This is a genomic window from Enterobacter sp. LM3 (assembly GCF_046622475.1).
Classification (GTDB): domain Bacteria; phylum Pseudomonadota; class Gammaproteobacteria; order Enterobacterales; family Enterobacteriaceae; genus Enterobacter; species Enterobacter cloacae_P.
The window spans coordinates 218,440-234,815 of record NZ_JBJURN010000001.1 but is presented as its reverse complement, the minus strand read 5'-3'; the positions used below and the strand labels follow the sequence as shown (position 1 = coordinate 234,815).

At 53.1% G+C, this 16,376-nt stretch carries 16 protein-coding genes; 12 read left to right on the top strand and 4 right to left on the bottom strand.

What is annotated here, in order from left to right; all coding sequences use genetic code 11:
* Positions 1–56 precede the first annotated feature (56 nt).
* Positions 57–1,103, bottom strand: coding sequence for an acyltransferase family protein (locus ACJ9N4_RS01070; protein WP_182274272.1), 1,047 nt, complete (start codon positions 1,101–1,103; stop codon positions 57–59).
* Positions 1,104–1,734: 631 nt separating this feature from the next.
* Positions 1,735–3,426, bottom strand: coding sequence for an aspartate:alanine antiporter (locus tag ACJ9N4_RS01065; RefSeq protein ID WP_182274307.1), 1,692 nt, complete (start codon positions 3,424–3,426; stop codon positions 1,735–1,737).
* A 275-nt stretch (positions 3,427–3,701) separates the two neighbouring features.
* On the opposite strand from ACJ9N4_RS01065, the gene ACJ9N4_RS01060 reads away from it, so the two are divergent.
* Positions 3,702–4,073 carry an inner membrane protein YbjM gene (locus ACJ9N4_RS01060; RefSeq protein WP_182274308.1) on the top strand — a complete coding sequence of 124 codons (372 nt, stop codon included), beginning with the start codon at positions 3,702–3,704 and terminating at the stop codon, positions 4,071–4,073.
* Positions 4,074–4,103: 30 nt separating this feature from the next.
* Here the strand turns inward: ACJ9N4_RS01060 and ACJ9N4_RS01055 are convergent, their stop codons facing one another.
* Entirely contained in the window at positions 4,104–4,373 is a 270-nt protein-coding gene (locus tag ACJ9N4_RS01055) for a GrxA family glutaredoxin (RefSeq protein ID WP_182274309.1), read from the bottom strand.
* Positions 4,374–4,559: 186 nt separating this feature from the next.
* Between ACJ9N4_RS01055 and nfsA the strand changes: the two genes are divergently transcribed.
* The 11 genes from nfsA (at position 4,560) to ACJ9N4_RS01000 (ending at position 15,415) form a co-directional block, all read left to right on the top strand.
* On the top strand, positions 4,560–5,282 hold the full coding sequence (gene nfsA, locus ACJ9N4_RS01050) for a nitroreductase NfsA (RefSeq protein ID WP_182274310.1): 723 nt from the start codon (positions 4,560–4,562) through the stop codon (positions 5,280–5,282).
* 121 nt (positions 5,283–5,403) lie between these two features.
* Positions 5,404–6,306, top strand: a complete 903-nt coding sequence (rimK, locus tag ACJ9N4_RS01045; protein ID WP_182274311.1) for a 30S ribosomal protein S6--L-glutamate ligase — start codon at positions 5,404–5,406, stop codon at positions 6,304–6,306.
* Between the two features lie 188 nt (positions 6,307–6,494).
* Positions 6,495–6,971 carry a YbjN domain-containing protein gene (locus ACJ9N4_RS01040; protein ID WP_182274312.1) on the top strand — a complete coding sequence of 159 codons (477 nt, stop codon included), beginning with the start codon at positions 6,495–6,497 and terminating at the stop codon, positions 6,969–6,971.
* A gap of 350 nt (positions 6,972–7,321) precedes the next feature.
* Positions 7,322–8,434 (top strand): spermidine/putrescine ABC transporter substrate-binding protein PotF, encoded by a 1,113-nt coding sequence (potF, locus tag ACJ9N4_RS01035; RefSeq protein ID WP_196391057.1) that lies wholly within the window; start codon positions 7,322–7,324, stop codon positions 8,432–8,434.
* Positions 8,435–8,535: 101 nt separating this feature from the next.
* Positions 8,536–9,669 (top strand): putrescine ABC transporter ATP-binding subunit PotG, encoded by a 1,134-nt coding sequence (potG, locus tag ACJ9N4_RS01030; protein WP_182274314.1) that lies wholly within the window; start codon positions 8,536–8,538, stop codon positions 9,667–9,669.
* A 10-nt stretch (positions 9,670–9,679) separates the two neighbouring features.
* The gene (gene potH, locus ACJ9N4_RS01025) at positions 9,680–10,633 is read left to right on the top strand and encodes a putrescine ABC transporter permease PotH (protein ID WP_182274315.1); all 954 of its coding nucleotides are present in this window, start codon (positions 9,680–9,682) and stop codon (positions 10,631–10,633) included.
* Positions 10,630–11,475 (top strand): putrescine ABC transporter permease PotI, encoded by an 846-nt coding sequence (potI, locus tag ACJ9N4_RS01020; protein ID WP_182274316.1) that lies wholly within the window; start codon positions 10,630–10,632, stop codon positions 11,473–11,475. The genes potH and potI overlap by 4 nt, the downstream gene beginning before the upstream one ends.
* 65 nt (positions 11,476–11,540) lie before the next feature.
* Entirely contained in the window at positions 11,541–12,014 is a 474-nt protein-coding gene (locus tag ACJ9N4_RS01015; protein ID WP_182274317.1) for a YbjO family protein, read from the top strand.
* Between the two features lie 40 nt (positions 12,015–12,054).
* Positions 12,055–13,182, top strand: a complete 1,128-nt coding sequence (rlmC, locus tag ACJ9N4_RS01010; RefSeq protein WP_182274318.1) for a 23S rRNA (uracil(747)-C(5))-methyltransferase RlmC — start codon at positions 12,055–12,057, stop codon at positions 13,180–13,182.
* 72 nt (positions 13,183–13,254) lie between these two features.
* Positions 13,255–13,962, top strand: coding sequence for a response regulator transcription factor (locus ACJ9N4_RS01005; RefSeq protein WP_182274319.1), 708 nt, complete (start codon positions 13,255–13,257; stop codon positions 13,960–13,962).
* On the top strand, positions 13,949–15,415 hold the full coding sequence (locus ACJ9N4_RS01000; protein ID WP_395122823.1) for a sensor histidine kinase: 1,467 nt from the start codon (positions 13,949–13,951) through the stop codon (positions 15,413–15,415). The genes ACJ9N4_RS01005 and ACJ9N4_RS01000 overlap by 14 nt, the downstream gene beginning before the upstream one ends.
* A gap of 61 nt (positions 15,416–15,476) precedes the next feature.
* On the opposite strand, the gene artJ is transcribed toward ACJ9N4_RS01000, so the two are convergent.
* Positions 15,477–16,208 carry an arginine ABC transporter substrate-binding protein ArtJ gene (gene artJ, locus ACJ9N4_RS00995; protein ID WP_182274321.1) on the bottom strand — a complete coding sequence of 244 codons (732 nt, stop codon included), beginning with the start codon at positions 16,206–16,208 and terminating at the stop codon, positions 15,477–15,479.
* Positions 16,209–16,376: the final 168 nt, after the last annotated feature.

Genomic DNA, 16,376 nt, shown 5'->3' with positions numbered 1-16,376 from the left:
GCACGCCTGATAACGATTCCGTCAGCCCGTCATTTAGTAGGGCTGAAAAGCTTGAACTAGCTTAATTCAAAGGATGAATTCGGTTTACGTCTCCAGTTCAGGACGAAGGATTTTATAGCCTTATTGTCTTCAACAAAATGGTAACAAGCTGATGCCATCACTAAGTTAATGGCTGCCAAAAGTGTCCAGATGAGCCATATTGGGAGTGATGCAAGGCTGTCATGATATTTTGTTATATAAATCATTATAGGTAGTTGCATTAGGTAAAATGAATAGCTTATTTTACCTAGATATATTAATGGGAGAGTAATGGGGTTTTTATTAATCGCCGTGCTGGCAAGGTAATAAATAACAATGCATGTTGCGGGAAGGGTTATATAATTATTTTGCATCCAACCATTATTGTGAGATGGTGAAATGTAAAGTAATGATATTATTGCGAATATAAAAAGACTGGTGTTAAATCGAGTGAAGCGAAAACCTTGAGTAAAAATACAACCAATCGCTACGCCAGAGATGAACTCTGGTAGGCGATGCATAGGGCTTACGTAATAATGTGGGAAAGCTGCACCATTAGTCAGAATCATAGATGTTGGTATGATGATTGATGATATTAAGACTGAGATAATCAATGCTAAGATAGGTCTTCTTTTTATTGTAGGTAATAGGAGTGGAAAAACGATATAAAAAAACATTTCGGTTGAGACGGACCATGAACCGCCAAAATTCCACTGGCTAAAGCTATCCGGAAACCACGATTGTGATGCGCTTAAAAATAATAAAACATAGGTCGTGGCATTTTTCAGATCGTATTCAAAAAGGAATGGGCTAGTAATTAACCCCATTAGAATATACGCAGGAAATATTCTGGCAACTCTGGAGCGATAGTAATTCTCCTTAATCCCATTTCTTGATGCCCATGCCATGACAAAGCCAGAAAGAACAAAGAAGAAAGACATCCCTATAGCGCCATTGCCGATCACCGATTGAAGCCAGTCAGAGACATCGGCCCTATATCTAAGATTACAATGAAATAAAAACACATAAAAAGCAGCTATAAAGCGGAATATTGTTAGGCCGTGGAGGTCATTTCTGATGTTCATAATCATATTCAGGTTAAATTTTTTCTGATGCTAACACAGCATTTGGTGGTGATGCCCATCGTTTTTCATTCTAAGCCAAAAGGCGTTTTCATATTCTATAAATTATATCGTATCAGTTACAAAGCCCTGGGTGTGTACTATACACATATCAACCAGAGTATAGGCACCACCCTGTAAACCGCAGGGATTGCCTTACAATCCAGGACTGGTGCCACGGTAACACTGCTATCGGGACATGGTGTCCCCGGAGCGAATGGTGATTTGCTCACCAGCCGAAGCAATTAGAGTGTGCGATAAAAATGCGATGGGAACATCTGTAGTGTGGGGGCGTGCCATTCTCCCTGCGAGTGGTTGCGTGCCGGAGGGATCTCTATACGGGAATGTCAGTTACTGTCATCGCTGAAGCGTTGCAACCACTGTGTCCCCAGATGGTTCTCTAAGTGGTTAATTTGGGACGCACTAAATTTCACCCAACAAAAAACCCATCAACCTTGAACCAAAACGGCGGGGTTGATGGGCTCCACAAATTGGGGACATCAAAGAAAAGCAGTGGCACTAATTATGACTGCCCCCTGAATAAAAAGTTCTGCGCATAACGAAAATTTTTTTCTGGTATGCGCAAACCTGAGTGTTATCCGAGTCCCAGCCCTGGCCAGATGATGATAATCAGCGTACCGGCCAGCGTCAGCAGGACGTTGGCGATGGCGTAGGTGCCGGCATAGCCCAGCGCCGGGATGTTACTGCGTGCAGTATCGCTGATGATTTCCATTGCCGGAGCACAGGTACGTGCGCCCATCATCGCGCCGAAGAGCAGGGCGCGGTTCATGCGCAGCACGTATGCACCAAACAGGAAACAGATCACCACCGGTACCAGGCTGACGATAAGGCCAGAGACCAGCATTTGCCAGCCGACAGCACCCAGGCTGTGACCAATGCCGCTACCGGCGCTTAAGCCAACGCCCGCCATAAACACCATCAGGCCGAACTCTTTTACCATATTCAGCGCACCCTGCGGGATATAGCCGAAGGTCGGGTGGTTCGCTCGCAGGAAGCCGAGCATAATCCCGGCAAACAGCAGCCCGGCGGCGTTACCGATGCCGAAGCTAAAGTTGCTGAACTGGAAGGTGATCATCCCGATCATCAGGCCCACGATAAAGAAGGCGCAGAAGGCCAGCAGGTCGGTGACCTGGCTGTGAATGGAGATAAAGCCGATGCGGTCAGCAACGGTTTTTACGCGTCGGGTATCGCCGCTTACCTGTAAAACGTCACCTTTGTTCAGCACCACGTTATCGTCGATGGGCATCTCAATCTGGCTACGGATCACGCGGTTCAGGAAGCAGCCGTGGTCGGTCAGCTTCAACTGCGCCAGGCGACGACCCACGGCGTTATGGTTTTTCACCACAATCTCTTCGGTGACGATACGCATGTCGAGCAGATCGCGGTCGAATACCTCTTTGCCGTTACGGAAGCTGGGGTCAAGGCGCGCGTGAGCGTCCGGATAACCCACCAGCGCGATGTCATCGCCCATCTGCAGTACTGCGTCACCGTCCGGGTTTGCCAGAATGCCGTTGCGGCGAATACGTTCGATATAGCAGCCCGTCTGGCGATAAATGCCCAGCTCGCGCAGATTTTTCCCGTCGGCCCAGGAGACCAGTTCCGGCCCCACGCGATAGGCGCGGATCACCGGCAGGTAGACTTTACGTTTGGTGTCCGTGTCCAGACCGCGCTCGCGGGCAATCTGTTGGGCGCTGGTCTGTAAATCCTGATGCTGGAGTTTTGGCAGGTAACGCGCACCCACAATCAGGCTTACCAGGCCAATCAGATAGGTCAGGGCATAGCCCAGACTCAGGTGATCGAGAGCGGTAGAGAGCTGTGAGCCCGCCATACCTGAGTGCCGCAGAGTATCTCCTGCACCCACAAGAACCGGTGTGGAGGTCATCGATCCTGCCAGCATACCGGCCGTTAACCCGATATCCCAGCCAAACAGTTTACCCAGCCCTAACGCAATCAGCAGCGCACTGCCGACCATCACCAGCGCCAGCATCAGATAATTTTTGCCGTCGCGGAAGAAAATTGAAAAAAAGTTCGGCCCTGCTTCCACCCCAACGCAAAAAATAAACAGCATAAAACCTAAGTTGAGCGCGTCCGTGTTAATGCTGAAATGTTGCTGGCCTAATAATAAAGAGACGACTAAAACGCCAATGGAATTACCAAGTTGAACTGAACCCAGGCGCAATTTGCCCAGGCAAAGACCCAGTGCCAGTACCACAAATAATAACAGGATGTAATTCCCATTTAACAAGTCTGCGACGTTTATATTCACGGAGGCTAACTTCTTGTTTACCAGTAAGTTGTTGAATGAAGAGGCTATTTGGGCTACTGTTTTGAACATCAGGGGAGCGTTTCAACATTCCCGGCTCCCTTCATTAATTCTCTAAAACCATAGCTGCCGGTTAGTTTAATCGTATTAGCTATCGACAGCTACCTATTATCGCATTAACAGATGTGTACTTTGGCAAGGATTGCCACATTGCTTTATCTGACTGGGCGTCCACTGGACGAAAGCGTATTTGATAGAGATGAAGTCAGGAGGATAGTTTGAACATAAAGCGAAACTGGGCGGGTGTGGTCAGTTGCTTTTTACTGTTTACGACAGTGTGTCTGTCATTAGCCTTCCATGTCAAAGGGGCGTTTAGGGCTTCCGGCCATCCCGAGCTGGGCTTGCTCTTTTTTACCTTGCCGGGGGCGGCGGCCAGCTTTCTCTCCCGTGGCGGGGAGGTCGTTAAGCCTCTTTTGGGCGCGATGCTGGCGGCTCCACTGTGTCTGCTGTTGCTACGACTGGTGTTTGTCACCTCGCGATCGTTCTGGCAGGAACTGGCGTGGTTATTGAGCGGGGTATTCTGGTGCGCGCTTGGGGCGTTGTGCTTCCTGTTTGTGCGCAGCATGCTCCACCGGCGGCGGCACAAATAAAAACGCCCTCACGGTGAGGGCGTCTTCGCATTACTCTGCAGCAAACAGACCCAGATGTTCTTTTGCGTAAGCTTCAAAATCGGTGCAGCCACCAATGTGCTTCTGATCGAGGAAAATCTGCGGCACGGTTTCAACCGGTTTACCGACAGTTTTTTCCAGGTCCGCTTTGCTGATACCTTCCGCGTGGATATCCACATAGCGGAAGTTGAAGTCATCACGCTCTTCGGTCAGTTTCTCTGCCAGTTCTTTTGCGCGCACGCAGTAAGGGCATCCTGGACGGCCAAAAATCACTGCAAACATTTCTCTCTCCTCAAAAAACAAGCCTGACGGCGAATGACGATTATATTGCACGATAACCCGCTGTCATGGAAAGAAGGTTTCGCCTGTCACTTTGATATAGTCAGGCTATGTTTCGCCAATTACACGGCACACAACATTTCCTATACTGGCTGTTAGACCGTGTTCAGACAGTTAAAGAGAGAGAGAATGACGCCAACCATTGACCTGCTCCGTTCCCACCGCTCGATTCGTCACTTCACCGACCAGCAGGTTACCCGGGCGCAGCGTGAAGCGATTATTGACAGTGCAAGGGGAACCTCCAGCTCCAGCTTCCTGCAATGCAGCTCTATTATTCGCATTACCGACCCGGCAATGCGTGAACAGCTGGTGACGCTGACGGGCGGACAGAAGCATGTGGCTCAGGCGGCTGAGTTCTGGGTGTTCTGTGCCGACTTTAACCGCCACCTGCAGATTTGCCCTGAAGCTGAACTGGGCCTGGCGGAACAGCTGCTGTTGGGTGTCGTCGATACTGCCCTGATGGCACAAAACGCGCTGACGGCGGCGGAATCGCTGGGGTTGGGTGGGGTGTATATCGGCGGCCTGCGTAACAATATTGACAGCGTGACCGAACTGCTGAAGCTCCCTAAACATGTGCTGCCACTGTTCGGCCTGTGCCTCGGGTGGCCGGCGGATAACCCGGACGTGAAGCCGCGCCTGCCCGCCACGATAATCATGCATGAAAACCACTATCAGCCGATCGATCGGGACGTGTTGGCACAATACGACGAGGAGCTGGCGCACTACTATATGACGCGCGGCAGCAATAACCGCCGCGACACGTGGAGTGACCATATCCGTCGTACCATCATTAAAGAAAATCGCCCGTTTATTCTCGACTATTTGCACAAACAGGGCTGGGCAACGCGCTAGTCCATTCCTTCTGCGCCTGCCTGCGTGTATGCACCTCATCCTTCAGGCTGCTGTGATACAACTTGCATGATTTTGTGTATATGATACGCAGGCTTTTCCTATGTCTTTAGAGAGGTGCAGGGTGAAAATTGCCATTTTGTCCCGGGATGGAACGCTCTACTCATGTAAACGCCTGCGAGATGCCGCGGCGAAACGCGGCCATCAGGTTGACATTCTCGATCCAATGTCTTGCTATATGAACATCGATCCCGCAGCGTCGTCCATTCACTATAAAGGTCGCCAGCTGCCACGATTTGATGCGGTTATACCGCGCATTGGCTCGCAGATTACCTTTTATGGCACGGCCGCCTTGCGTCAGTTTGAAATGCTCGGCAGCTATCCCCTTAATGAATCCGTCGCCATCTCACGCGCCCGCGATAAACTTCGCTCCCTGCAACTGCTTGCCCGTCAGGGGATCGATCTGCCCGTGACCGGCATTGCTCACTCTCCGGATGACACCAGCGATCTGATCGACATGGTGGGTGGTGCGCCGTTAGTGATAAAGCTGGTGGAAGGCACTCAGGGGATTGGCGTCGTGCTGGCGGAAACCCGGCAGGCGGCAGAGAGCGTGATTGACGCGTTTCGCGGCCTCAATGCCCATATCCTGGTGCAGGAATATATTGAAGAAGCCAAAGGGCGTGACATCCGTTGCTTTGTGGTCGGCGATGAGGTCGTTGCGGCCATTGAGCGTCAGGCGAAAGAGGGGGATTTCCGCTCTAACCTGCACCGTGGTGGTGTGGCGCGCGTGGCGGATATCACCGCACGTGAGCGCGAAATTGCCGTAAAAGCGGCGCAAACGTTAGGCCTGGATGTGGCGGGTGTGGACATCCTGCGTGCGTCCCGCGGGCCGCTGGTGATGGAGGTTAATGCATCGCCAGGGCTGGAAGGGGTGGAAAAAACGACCGGGGTCGATATTGCGGGTAAAATGATCTCATGGATCGAGCGTCATGCGACGCCGGGTTACTGTCTAAAAACGGGCGGTTAAATAGCATTGAACGCACTTTTTGCGTAATCTATACCCTAAATAATTCGAGTTGCAGGAAGGCGGCAAGGGAGTGAATCCCCAGGAGCTTACATAAGTAAGTGACTGGGGTGAACGAGCGCAGCCAACGCACATGCAGCTTGAAGTATGACGGTTATATGCGAAGTTTTTATTAAAGAGGCTGCACAGCGATGGATTTACAGGTCGTTCCTACACTGGATACATTACGTCAATGGCTTGATGACGCTGGTATCACCTTTTTTGAATGTGATTCCTGCCAGGCGCTGCATTTGCCTCATATGCAAAATTTCGATGGCATTTTCGATGCCAAAATCGATCTCATCAACGACGTGATCCTCTTCTCTGCGCTGGCTGAAGTGAAACCGTCTGCGTTACTGGCACTGGCATCCGATCTGTCGGCTATCAATGCCAGTTCTTTGACGGTCAAAGCATTTCTCGACATACAGGATGATAATCTGCCAAAACTGGTCGTTTGCCAGTCTTTATTCGCCGGAGCGGGACTTTCCTTCAAACAGTTCTCCTGGTTCATGCGCCAGAGCGAAGAGCAAATTTCGATGGTAATGATGGAAGCCAATGCACATCATTTACTGTATAGCACTGAAGATGATGCAGAGAATAATGATGCATCTCCCAATTTTCTCCACTAAACCTGTCTGATATCCGCGCAGTCGCTGCCAGAGCGGCTGCATAACACCATTTTTTCTGCTGCTTTTAACCTTTCCTTAAAGAATATTTCACCTCCCTGAAAGCGGTTTCGGCTTATCACGTAGATATAACGTGCATAAAAAATTGATAAAAGGCGTTTTTTCGTCTGGGCTATAGCCGGAGACACGGGCTACAGTTATTCTTGCGATGCTTAAAAAAGCGAGCGAATACTGCCGGATAGAGTCTGTTATTTTATTTCGGTCAGAGCGACAAAATATGCATGGTTTTTGCATATCTTCAGATTGCATAGTTTTAGTTCGTTTGTTAACGAGCTTTCAGAAGGAATAACAATATGATCGCCTTGAATAAAAAATGGTTATCGGGTCTGGTTGCGGGTGCTCTGATGGCTGTCTCTGTCGGTACGCTCGCTGCGGAACAAAAAACGCTGCATATCTATAACTGGTCTGACTATATTGCACCGGACACGGTCGCCAATTTTGAAAAAGAGACCGGCATTAAAGTGGTTTACGACGTTTTCGATTCCAACGAAGTGCTGGAAGGAAAGCTGATGGCAGGCAGTACCGGGTTTGACCTCGTGGTACCTTCTGCAAGCTTCCTGGAGCGTCAACTGACGGCAGGTGTCTTCCAGCCGCTGGATAAAAGCAAACTTCCGAACTGGAAAAACCTCGATCCTGACGTGCTGAAGCTGGTGGCTAAACACGACCCGGACAACAAATACGCGATGCCTTACCTGTGGGCGACCACTGGTATCGGCTATAACGTTGATAAAGTCAAAGCGGTGCTGGGTAAAGACGTCAAGCTCGATAGCTGGGATGTGGTGCTGAAGCCTGAAAACCTTGAGAAACTGAAAAGCTGCGGCGTGTCATTCCTCGACGCACCGGAAGAGATTTTCGCCACCGTACTTAACTACCTGGGCAAAGATCCGAACAGCAGCAAAGCCGATGACTACACTGGCCCGGCTACCGATCTGCTGCTGAAGCTGCGTCCGAATATTCGCTACTTCCACTCCTCTCAGTACATTAACGACCTGGCAAACGGCGACATCTGCGTGGCTATCGGCTGGGCGGGGGATGTCTGGCAGGCGGCTAATCGTGCGAAAGAGGCGAAAAATGGCGTGAATATTTCCTACTTCATTCCAAAAGAGGGCGCGCTGGCGTTCTTTGATGTCTTCGCGATGCCTGCTGATGCGAAAAACAAAGATGAAGCTTATCAGTTCCTCAATTACCTGATGCGTCCGGATGTGATTGCCCACATCAGCGACCACGTGTTCTACGCTAACGGTAACAAAGCGTCTGTACCGCTGGTCAGCGCGGAAGTGCGTGATAACCCGGGCATCTATCCGCCTGCGGATGTCTTCGCCAAGCTGTTTACCCTGAAGGTTCAGGATCCAAAAATTGACCGCGTGCGCACCCGTGCGTGGACCAGAGTGAAAAGCGGTAAATAATATTCAGTGAGTTCCAGGCCGGGCAGGCGTTAGTGCTGCCCGGCGATGCGCACCCTGATGGTGCGTTTGCACCAGTTTTGATTTATGCCGGAGAGCACCCCGTGAATGACGCGATCCCCCGCCCGCAGGCGAAAGTCCGTAAAGCGCTGACCCCGCTTCTTGAAATCCGTAACCTCACCAAATCTTTTGATGGCCAGCATGCCGTGGATGACGTCAGCCTGACTATCTACAAAGGTGAAATTTTTGCCCTGCTCGGGGCATCTGGCTGCGGTAAATCCACATTACTGCGTATGCTGGCAGGTTTTGAACAGCCCACCACCGGACAGATTGTGCTGGATGGTGTCGACCTCTCCCGCGTACCGCCGTATCAACGACCAATCAACATGATGTTCCAGTCTTACGCGCTGTTCCCGCACATGACGGTTGAGCAGAACATCGCTTTTGGCCTCAAGCAGGACAAACTACCGAAAGCCGAAATTACCGCGCGAGTGGCGGAGATGTTGAGCCTGGTGCATATGCAGGAGTTCGCAAAACGTAAGCCGCACCAGCTCTCTGGCGGTCAACGTCAGCGTGTGGCGCTGGCCAGAAGCCTGGCGAAACGTCCGAAACTGCTGTTGCTTGATGAACCGATGGGCGCACTGGATAAAAAACTGCGCGACCGTATGCAGCTGGAAGTGGTGGATATTCTCGAACGCGTGGGAGTGACCTGCGTGATGGTGACCCACGACCAGGAAGAGGCGATGACGATGGCCGGGCGTATCGCGATTATGAATCGCGGTAAGTTTGTGCAAATCGGCGAGCCGGAGGAGATTTACGAGCACCCGACCACCCGCTACAGCGCCGAGTTTATCGGCTCGGTGAATGTCTTCGAAGGGTTGGTGAAGGCGCGCCATGACGACGGTCTGGTGCTTGAATCGCCGGGGCTGGTACACCCGTTGAAGGTGGACCCGGATGCCTCTGTGGTGGACAACGTTCCGGTTTATATCGCTCTGCGCCCGGAAAAAATCATGCTCTGTGAAGAGCCGCCAGCCGATGGCTATAACTTTGCCGTCGGGGAGGTGGTACACATTGCTTATCTGGGCGATCTCTCTATTTACCATGTGCGACTGACGAGCGGACAGATGCTCAGCGCTCAGCTGCAAAACGAACATCGCTACCGTAAAGGGCTACCCACCTGGGGTGACGAAGTGCGCCTGTGCTGGGATGCAGACAGTTGCGTAGTGCTGACGGTATAAGGAGCGGCCAATGAGTACACTTGAACCTCCAGCCCGCGCAGAAAAACCGGGCGGTTTTGCACACTGGCTGGCGCGCATACAGATGACACATGGCCGCAAGCTGGTGATCGCCATGCCCTACGTGTGGCTGATCCTGCTGTTTATGCTGCCGTTCCTGATTGTTTTCAAGATAAGCCTGGCAGAAATGGCGCGGTCTATTCCGCCATATACCAACCTGATGGAATGGGCCGATGGACAACTGACGCTGACGCTGAATGTCGGCAATTTCCTGCAATTGACGGACGATCCGCTCTATTTCGAAGCCTATTTGCAGTCATTGCAGGTGGCGGCGATCTCGACGATCTGCTGTCTGCTGTTGGGTTACCCGCTGGCGTGGGCAGTGGCGCACAGTAAGCCATCGACACGCAACATTCTGCTGCTGCTGGTCATTTTACCGTCATGGACGTCATTCCTGATCCGCGTTTACGCGTGGATGGGGATCCTGAAAAACAACGGCGTGTTGAATAACTTCCTGATGTGGCTGGGGGTTATCGACCAGCCGCTGACGATCCTGCATACCAATCTCGCGGTGTATATCGGGATTGTGTACGCCTATCTGCCGTTTATGGTGTTGCCAATCTATACCGCCCTGACGCGCATCGATTATTCGCTGGTGGAAGCCTCACTTGACCTGGGAGCCCGCCCGCTGAAGACGTTCTTTAGCGTGATTGTTCCGCTGACCAAAGGCGGGATTATCGCCGGTTCGATGCTGGTGTTTATTCCGGCGGTTGGGGAGTTCGTGATCCCGGAACTGCTTGGTGGCCCGGACAGCATCATGATTGGCCGCGTGCTGTGGCAAGAGTTCTTCAACAACCGCGACTGGCCGGTGGCGTCGGCGGTGGCGATTGTGATGTTGCTGCTGCTGATCGTGCCGATCATGTGGTTCCACAAGCATCAGCAAAAACAGATGGGAGATCACGGATGAACAACTTACCGGTAGTGCGCTCCCCGTGGCGAATTCTGATCCTGGTGCTTGGGTTTACCTTCCTGTATGCACCAATGCTGATGCTGGTGATCTACTCGTTCAACAGTTCGAAACTGGTGACGGTGTGGGCGGGCTGGTCGACGCGCTGGTACAGTGAACTGTTCCACGATGATGCGATGATGAGTGCGGTGGTGCTAAGCCTGACCATTGCCGCCTGTGCCGCCACAATGGCGTCTGTCCTCGGCACTATTGCGGCAATGGTGATGGTGCGTTTTGGGCATTTTCGCGGAGCGAACGGTTTTGCTTTTATGATCACGGCACCGCTGGTCATGCCGGACGTCATCACCGGTCTGTCGCTGCTGCTGCTGTTTGTCGCCCTGGCGCATGCCATCGGCTGGCCAGCGGATCGCGGTATGCTCACCATCTGGCTGGCGCACGTCACCTTCTGTACCGCCTATGTGGCGGTGGTGATCTCTTCGCGTCTGCGCGAACTGGATCGCTCTATTGAAGAGGCGGCGATGGATCTCGGCGCAACACCGCTGAAGGTCTTTTTCATCATTACCCTGCCGATGATCATGCCTGCGGTGATCTCCGGCTGGCTGCTGGCGTTTACGTTGTCACTTGACGACCTGGTCATCGCCAGCTTTGTCTCCGGCCCGGGAGCCACGACGCTGCCAATGCTGGTCTTCTCCAGCGTGCGCATGGGGGTAAACCCGGAGATCAACGCCCTGGCGTCCATCATCCTCGGCGTGGTCGGAATTGTCGGATTTATCGCCTGGTATTTGATGGCGCGCGCGGAAAAACAACGCGTGCGTGATATCCAGCGTGCAAGACGCGGCTGAAGCATTTAAAATTTCCAGTGAAGTGCCGCGCATGACGCGGCACTGTTTTTCAGGGAAGTAAAACATTGGGATTATTAAAAAAATCACGTATTACGCACGCTCGTCCGAATGTTCCTGCGCTGGTGCAGGTGGCGGCGCTCGCCATTATTATGATCCGCTGTCTCGATGTGCTGATGATTCTGAACACCCTGGGCGCGCGCGGCATAGGGGAATTCATTCACCGCAGCGTGCAGACGTGGAATCTGACGCTGGTCTTTTTAAGCAGCCTGGTGCTGGTGTTTATCGAGATTTACTGCGCGTTCTCACTGGTCAAAGGGCGCAACTGGGCGCGCTGGGTTTATCTGCTGACGCAAATTGTTGCGGCAGGCTACCTGTGGGCGGCGTCACTGGGTTATGGCTACCCGGAACTGTTCAGCATTGCGGGGGAATCGAAGCGCGAGATTTTACGCGCACTGGTGATGCAGAAACTCCCGGATATGCTGGTGCTGTTCCTGCTCTTTGTGCCCGCATCCAGTCGGCGGTTCTTCCGTCTGCAATAATGTGTATAATCGCAGCCCTCGTGATTCTTAAGGTCTTCATATGCAGTGCGCACTCTATGACGCCGGTCGCTGCCGCTCCTGTCAGTGGATAGAACAGCCGGTTCCCCAACAACTCACCGCCAAAATGGCCGACCTGCAACAGCTGCTGGCTGAACACGCGGTGGGAGAGTGGTGCGCACCCGTTAGTGGGCCAGAGCAGGGTTTTCGTAATAAGGCCAAAATGGTGGTCAGCGGCAGCGTTGAAAAACCGCTGCTGGGGATGTTGCACCGCGACGGTACACCGGAAGATTTAACCGACTGTCCGCTTTATCCTGCGTCGTTTGAACCTGTTTTTGCCGCACTGAAGCCGTTCATTGCCCGTGCCGGGTTAACGCCCTATAACGTTGCCCGTAAGCGCGGCGAGCTGAAATACCTGCTTCTGACCGAGAGCCAGATTGACGGCGGTATGATGCTGCGTTTTGTGCTGCGCTCAGAGGCTAAGCTTGAGCAATTGCGTGCGGCGCTGCCGTGGCTTCAGCAGCAGCTTCCTCAGTTGAAGGTCATTACCGCGAATATTCAGCCGGTGCATATGGCGATCATGGAAGGGGACACAGAAGTTTTCTTCACCGGGGAGCATGCGCTGGCAGAAAACTTCAACGGTGTGCCGCTGTGGATCCGTCCGCAAAGTTTCTTCCAGACAAACCCGACGGTTGCGAGTGCGCTGTACGCCACTGCACGCGACTGGGTCCGCGCGTTAAATATCCGCCATATGTGGGATTTATTCTGCGGCGTGGGGGGATTCGGTCTGCACTGTGCCACCCCTGAAATGCAACTGACCGGGATTGAGATTTCTGCAGAAGCGATTGCCTGTGCAAAACAGTCCGCCGCTGAGCTGGGGTTAACAGACCTTCATTTCCAGGCGCTGGACTCAACCCAGTTCGCCACCGGCCAGGGCAATGTGCCGGAGCTGGTACTGGTCAACCCGCCACGGCGTGGCATCGGGAAAGCCCTGTGCGATTACCTGAGCCAGATGGCACCGGATTACATTGTCTATTCCAGCTGCAACGCGCAGACAATGGCAAAAGACATTGCCCATCTTCCGGGCTACCGTATCGAACGCGTTCAGCTTTTCGATATGTTCCCGCATACCGCGCATTATGAAGTGCTAACATTGCTCGTGAAATCTTAAACAAAATGTGAACTCTTCCCCTCTGCGAAATCAGGTAAGCTTAAGTCATCAGAATTGAATGAAGGCTTGTCCATGAAGCAGATCCTGCTGGTGGAAGATGACCACGATATCGCGGCGCTTCTGCGCCTCAATTTAGAAGATGAAGGCTACGCCATTACCCACGAACCCGATGGGGGCAGTGCCTTGCACCGGCTGGAAAAACAGCCGTGGGATGCCGTCATCCTCGATTTGATGCTCCCTAATGTCGACGGACTGGAAATTTGTCGCCGTATCCGCCAGATGACCCGTTACCTGCCGGTGATCATCATCAGCGCCCGTAGTAGCGAAACCGACCGCATTACCGGGCTGGAAACCGGCGCTGATGATTACCTGGCAAAACCGTTCTCAGTGCAGGAGCTGATTGCACGCATCAAGGCGCTGTTTCGCCGCCAGCAGGCGATGGGGCAGGCGCAGACCACCGGACACGTTCAGGCTCACGGCCTGACGCTCGATCCGCTTGCGCGAACGGTACGCCTGCACGGGCAGGAGGTCGATCTCACCCCGCGCGAATTCGAACTGTTGTACTTCTTTGCCCGTCATCCTGGCGAGGTTTTCTCGCGTCTGGCGTTGCTTGAGCAGGTCTGGGGTTATCAGCACGAGGGTTACGAACATACCGTCAACACCCACATTAACCGCCTGCGTATCAAGATTGAAAAAGATGCCGCCGAGCCGGAGATCATTCGTACCGTCTGGGGTAAAGGCTACAAATTTGCGGAGCTGAATCAAGATGCGCCGCTTTAACCTGAGCCAGCGGCTGACGGTGCTGTTTATTCTGCTGCTGATGCTCTGCGCCACCGTTGCCTGCGCGGTGCAGCTCTACAGCAGCATGCAGTACGGCAACGCAATGGTGCAGCGGCTGTCCGGGGGACTGGCGCAACAGATTGTGCAGCGTGAACCGATTCTGGACGCCCAGGGCAGCGTCGACCGCCGCGTGTTGAAACCGCTGTTCGATCGGCTGATGACCTTTAACCCGAGCGTTGAGCTGTATGTCATCTCTCCCGACGGCGATCTGCTGGCCGATGCAGCACCTCCGGGCCATATTCAGCGGCAAAAAATCGATATTGCGCCATTGCAAACCTTCCTCAACGGTGCGGCAATGCCGGTTTTTGGAGACGACCCCCGTAGCCAGGGGCAGAAAGTCTTCAGCGTTACCCCATTGCGTCAGGACGGTGAGCTGAAAGGCTATCTCTACATTATTTTGCAGGGCGAAGAGTCAAATGCGCTGGCAGAGATGGCCTGGCATAAAGCGCTCTGGAGCACGGCACTCTGGTCGTTGTTGCTGGTGGCGCTGTTTGGCCTGCTGGCGGGGTTGCTGGTCTGGTACTGGGTGACGCGTCCGGTGAAACGCCTGACGCTGGAGGTCGCCGGGCTGGAGCAGGACAGCATGACTGCCATCAAACAGCTGGCGGCACAACCGCCGGAGCCCGCGGCAAATGATGAAGTGGCGATCCTGCGCAATACCTTTATCGAGCTGGCGCGCAAAATCACCACGCAATGGGATCTCCTGGCCGATAGCGACCGTCAGCGCCGGGAGTTTATTGCCAATATTTCGCACGATCTGCGCACGCCGCTTACCTCATTGCTGGGCTATCTGGAGACGCTGTCGCTCAAATCCGCCACGCTGACGCCGCAGGAGCACCAGCAATATCTCACCACCGCGCTGCGCCAGGGACAAAAGGTGCGGCATCTGTCGCAACAGCTGTTTGAACTGGCGCGTCTTGAGCACGGCGGTATAAAACCACAGCGCGAGCGCTTTGCGATGGGAGAGCTGATTTCCGATGTGGCGCAGAAGTTTGAACTGGCGGCGCGCACGCGTGAGCTGAATCTGCATATTGATGTGCCGGGGCCTCTGCCACTTTTAAACGCCGACGTGTCGATGATTGAGCGGGTGGTGACCAATTTGCTGGATAACGCGATACGTCATACGCCCCCGGGTGGCGAGATCCGCATGGCGGTGTGGCAGGAGAACGAGCAGCTGCAGGTCGAAGTGGCGGACAGCGGGGCAGGCATTGATGCTGCGCTGCGCGACGGGCTGTTTCAGCGTCCTTCTGCGTTAAACCCACAGGCGTCACGGGAGAATCGCGGGGGGTTAGGGTTGTTAATTGTGAAACGGATGCTGGAATTGCACGGCGGTGGGATCAGGCTGATGGATTCGGTGAGCGGAGCCCGTTTTCGCTTCTTTGTACCACTGTGAGACGTTGCCGGATGGCTCGGGCTACAGACCCCCCGAGGCCGAGCCACCCGACAACAAAGTATTACTGCGGGAACCACTGCTCGCTGATTTTCTGATACGTCCCGTCTGCTTTAATTGCTTTCAGCGCGCCGTTCAGTTTTTCCAGCAGGGCTTTGTTATCCGGACGAACCGCGATACCCAGACCGGTGCCAAAGTACTGCGGGTCGGTCACTTTTTCAGTGGCGGTACCCAGCTGCGGGTTGGTTTTCAGCCACTCGTTTACCACGGCGGTGTCACCAAACACGCCATCGATACGGCCATTTTTCAGGTCGATAATCGCGTTCTGGTAGCTGTCATAGGCCACGGTTTTCACTTCAGGATGTTTGTCCTGCAGGTATTTCTGGTGCGTGGTGCCGTTTTCCATCCCAATGCGTTTGCCTTTCAGCTCGCCAAAGGATTTGTACTCGCCTTTTTTGGCAATCACTACCGCAGAGTTTGCATAGTACGGGTCGGTGAAGGAGACCTGTTTGCTACGTTCTGGGGTGATGTCCATACCGGAGATCACCGCGTCGTATTTCTTGAATTTCAGAGACGGGATCAGGCTGTCAAATGCGTGGTTGGTGAATGTGCAGTCGGCCTGCATCTGTTTGCACAGCGCTTTTGCCAGGTCAATATCAAACCCGACAATCTGGTTGCTGGCATCCAGTGATTCAAACGGTGGGTAGGTAGCAGAAACACCGAAATTGATTTTCTCTGCGGCGGATGCGCCAGCGGCGAAAGTTGCCAGTAATGCGGCCAGAACTAACTTTTTCATTGAATACTCCCGTCTGTCAATCTTGTCATTATGCGCCGTGTCTGCGGCATGGATGTACAATGCCAGTGATTGAATTTATATGCAATAAAAATGATTAAATATTATTTTTATCACAAAAAAAAGCGGGCAACCCATAAGGTTACCCGCATCGGGAATATAGATTTATGC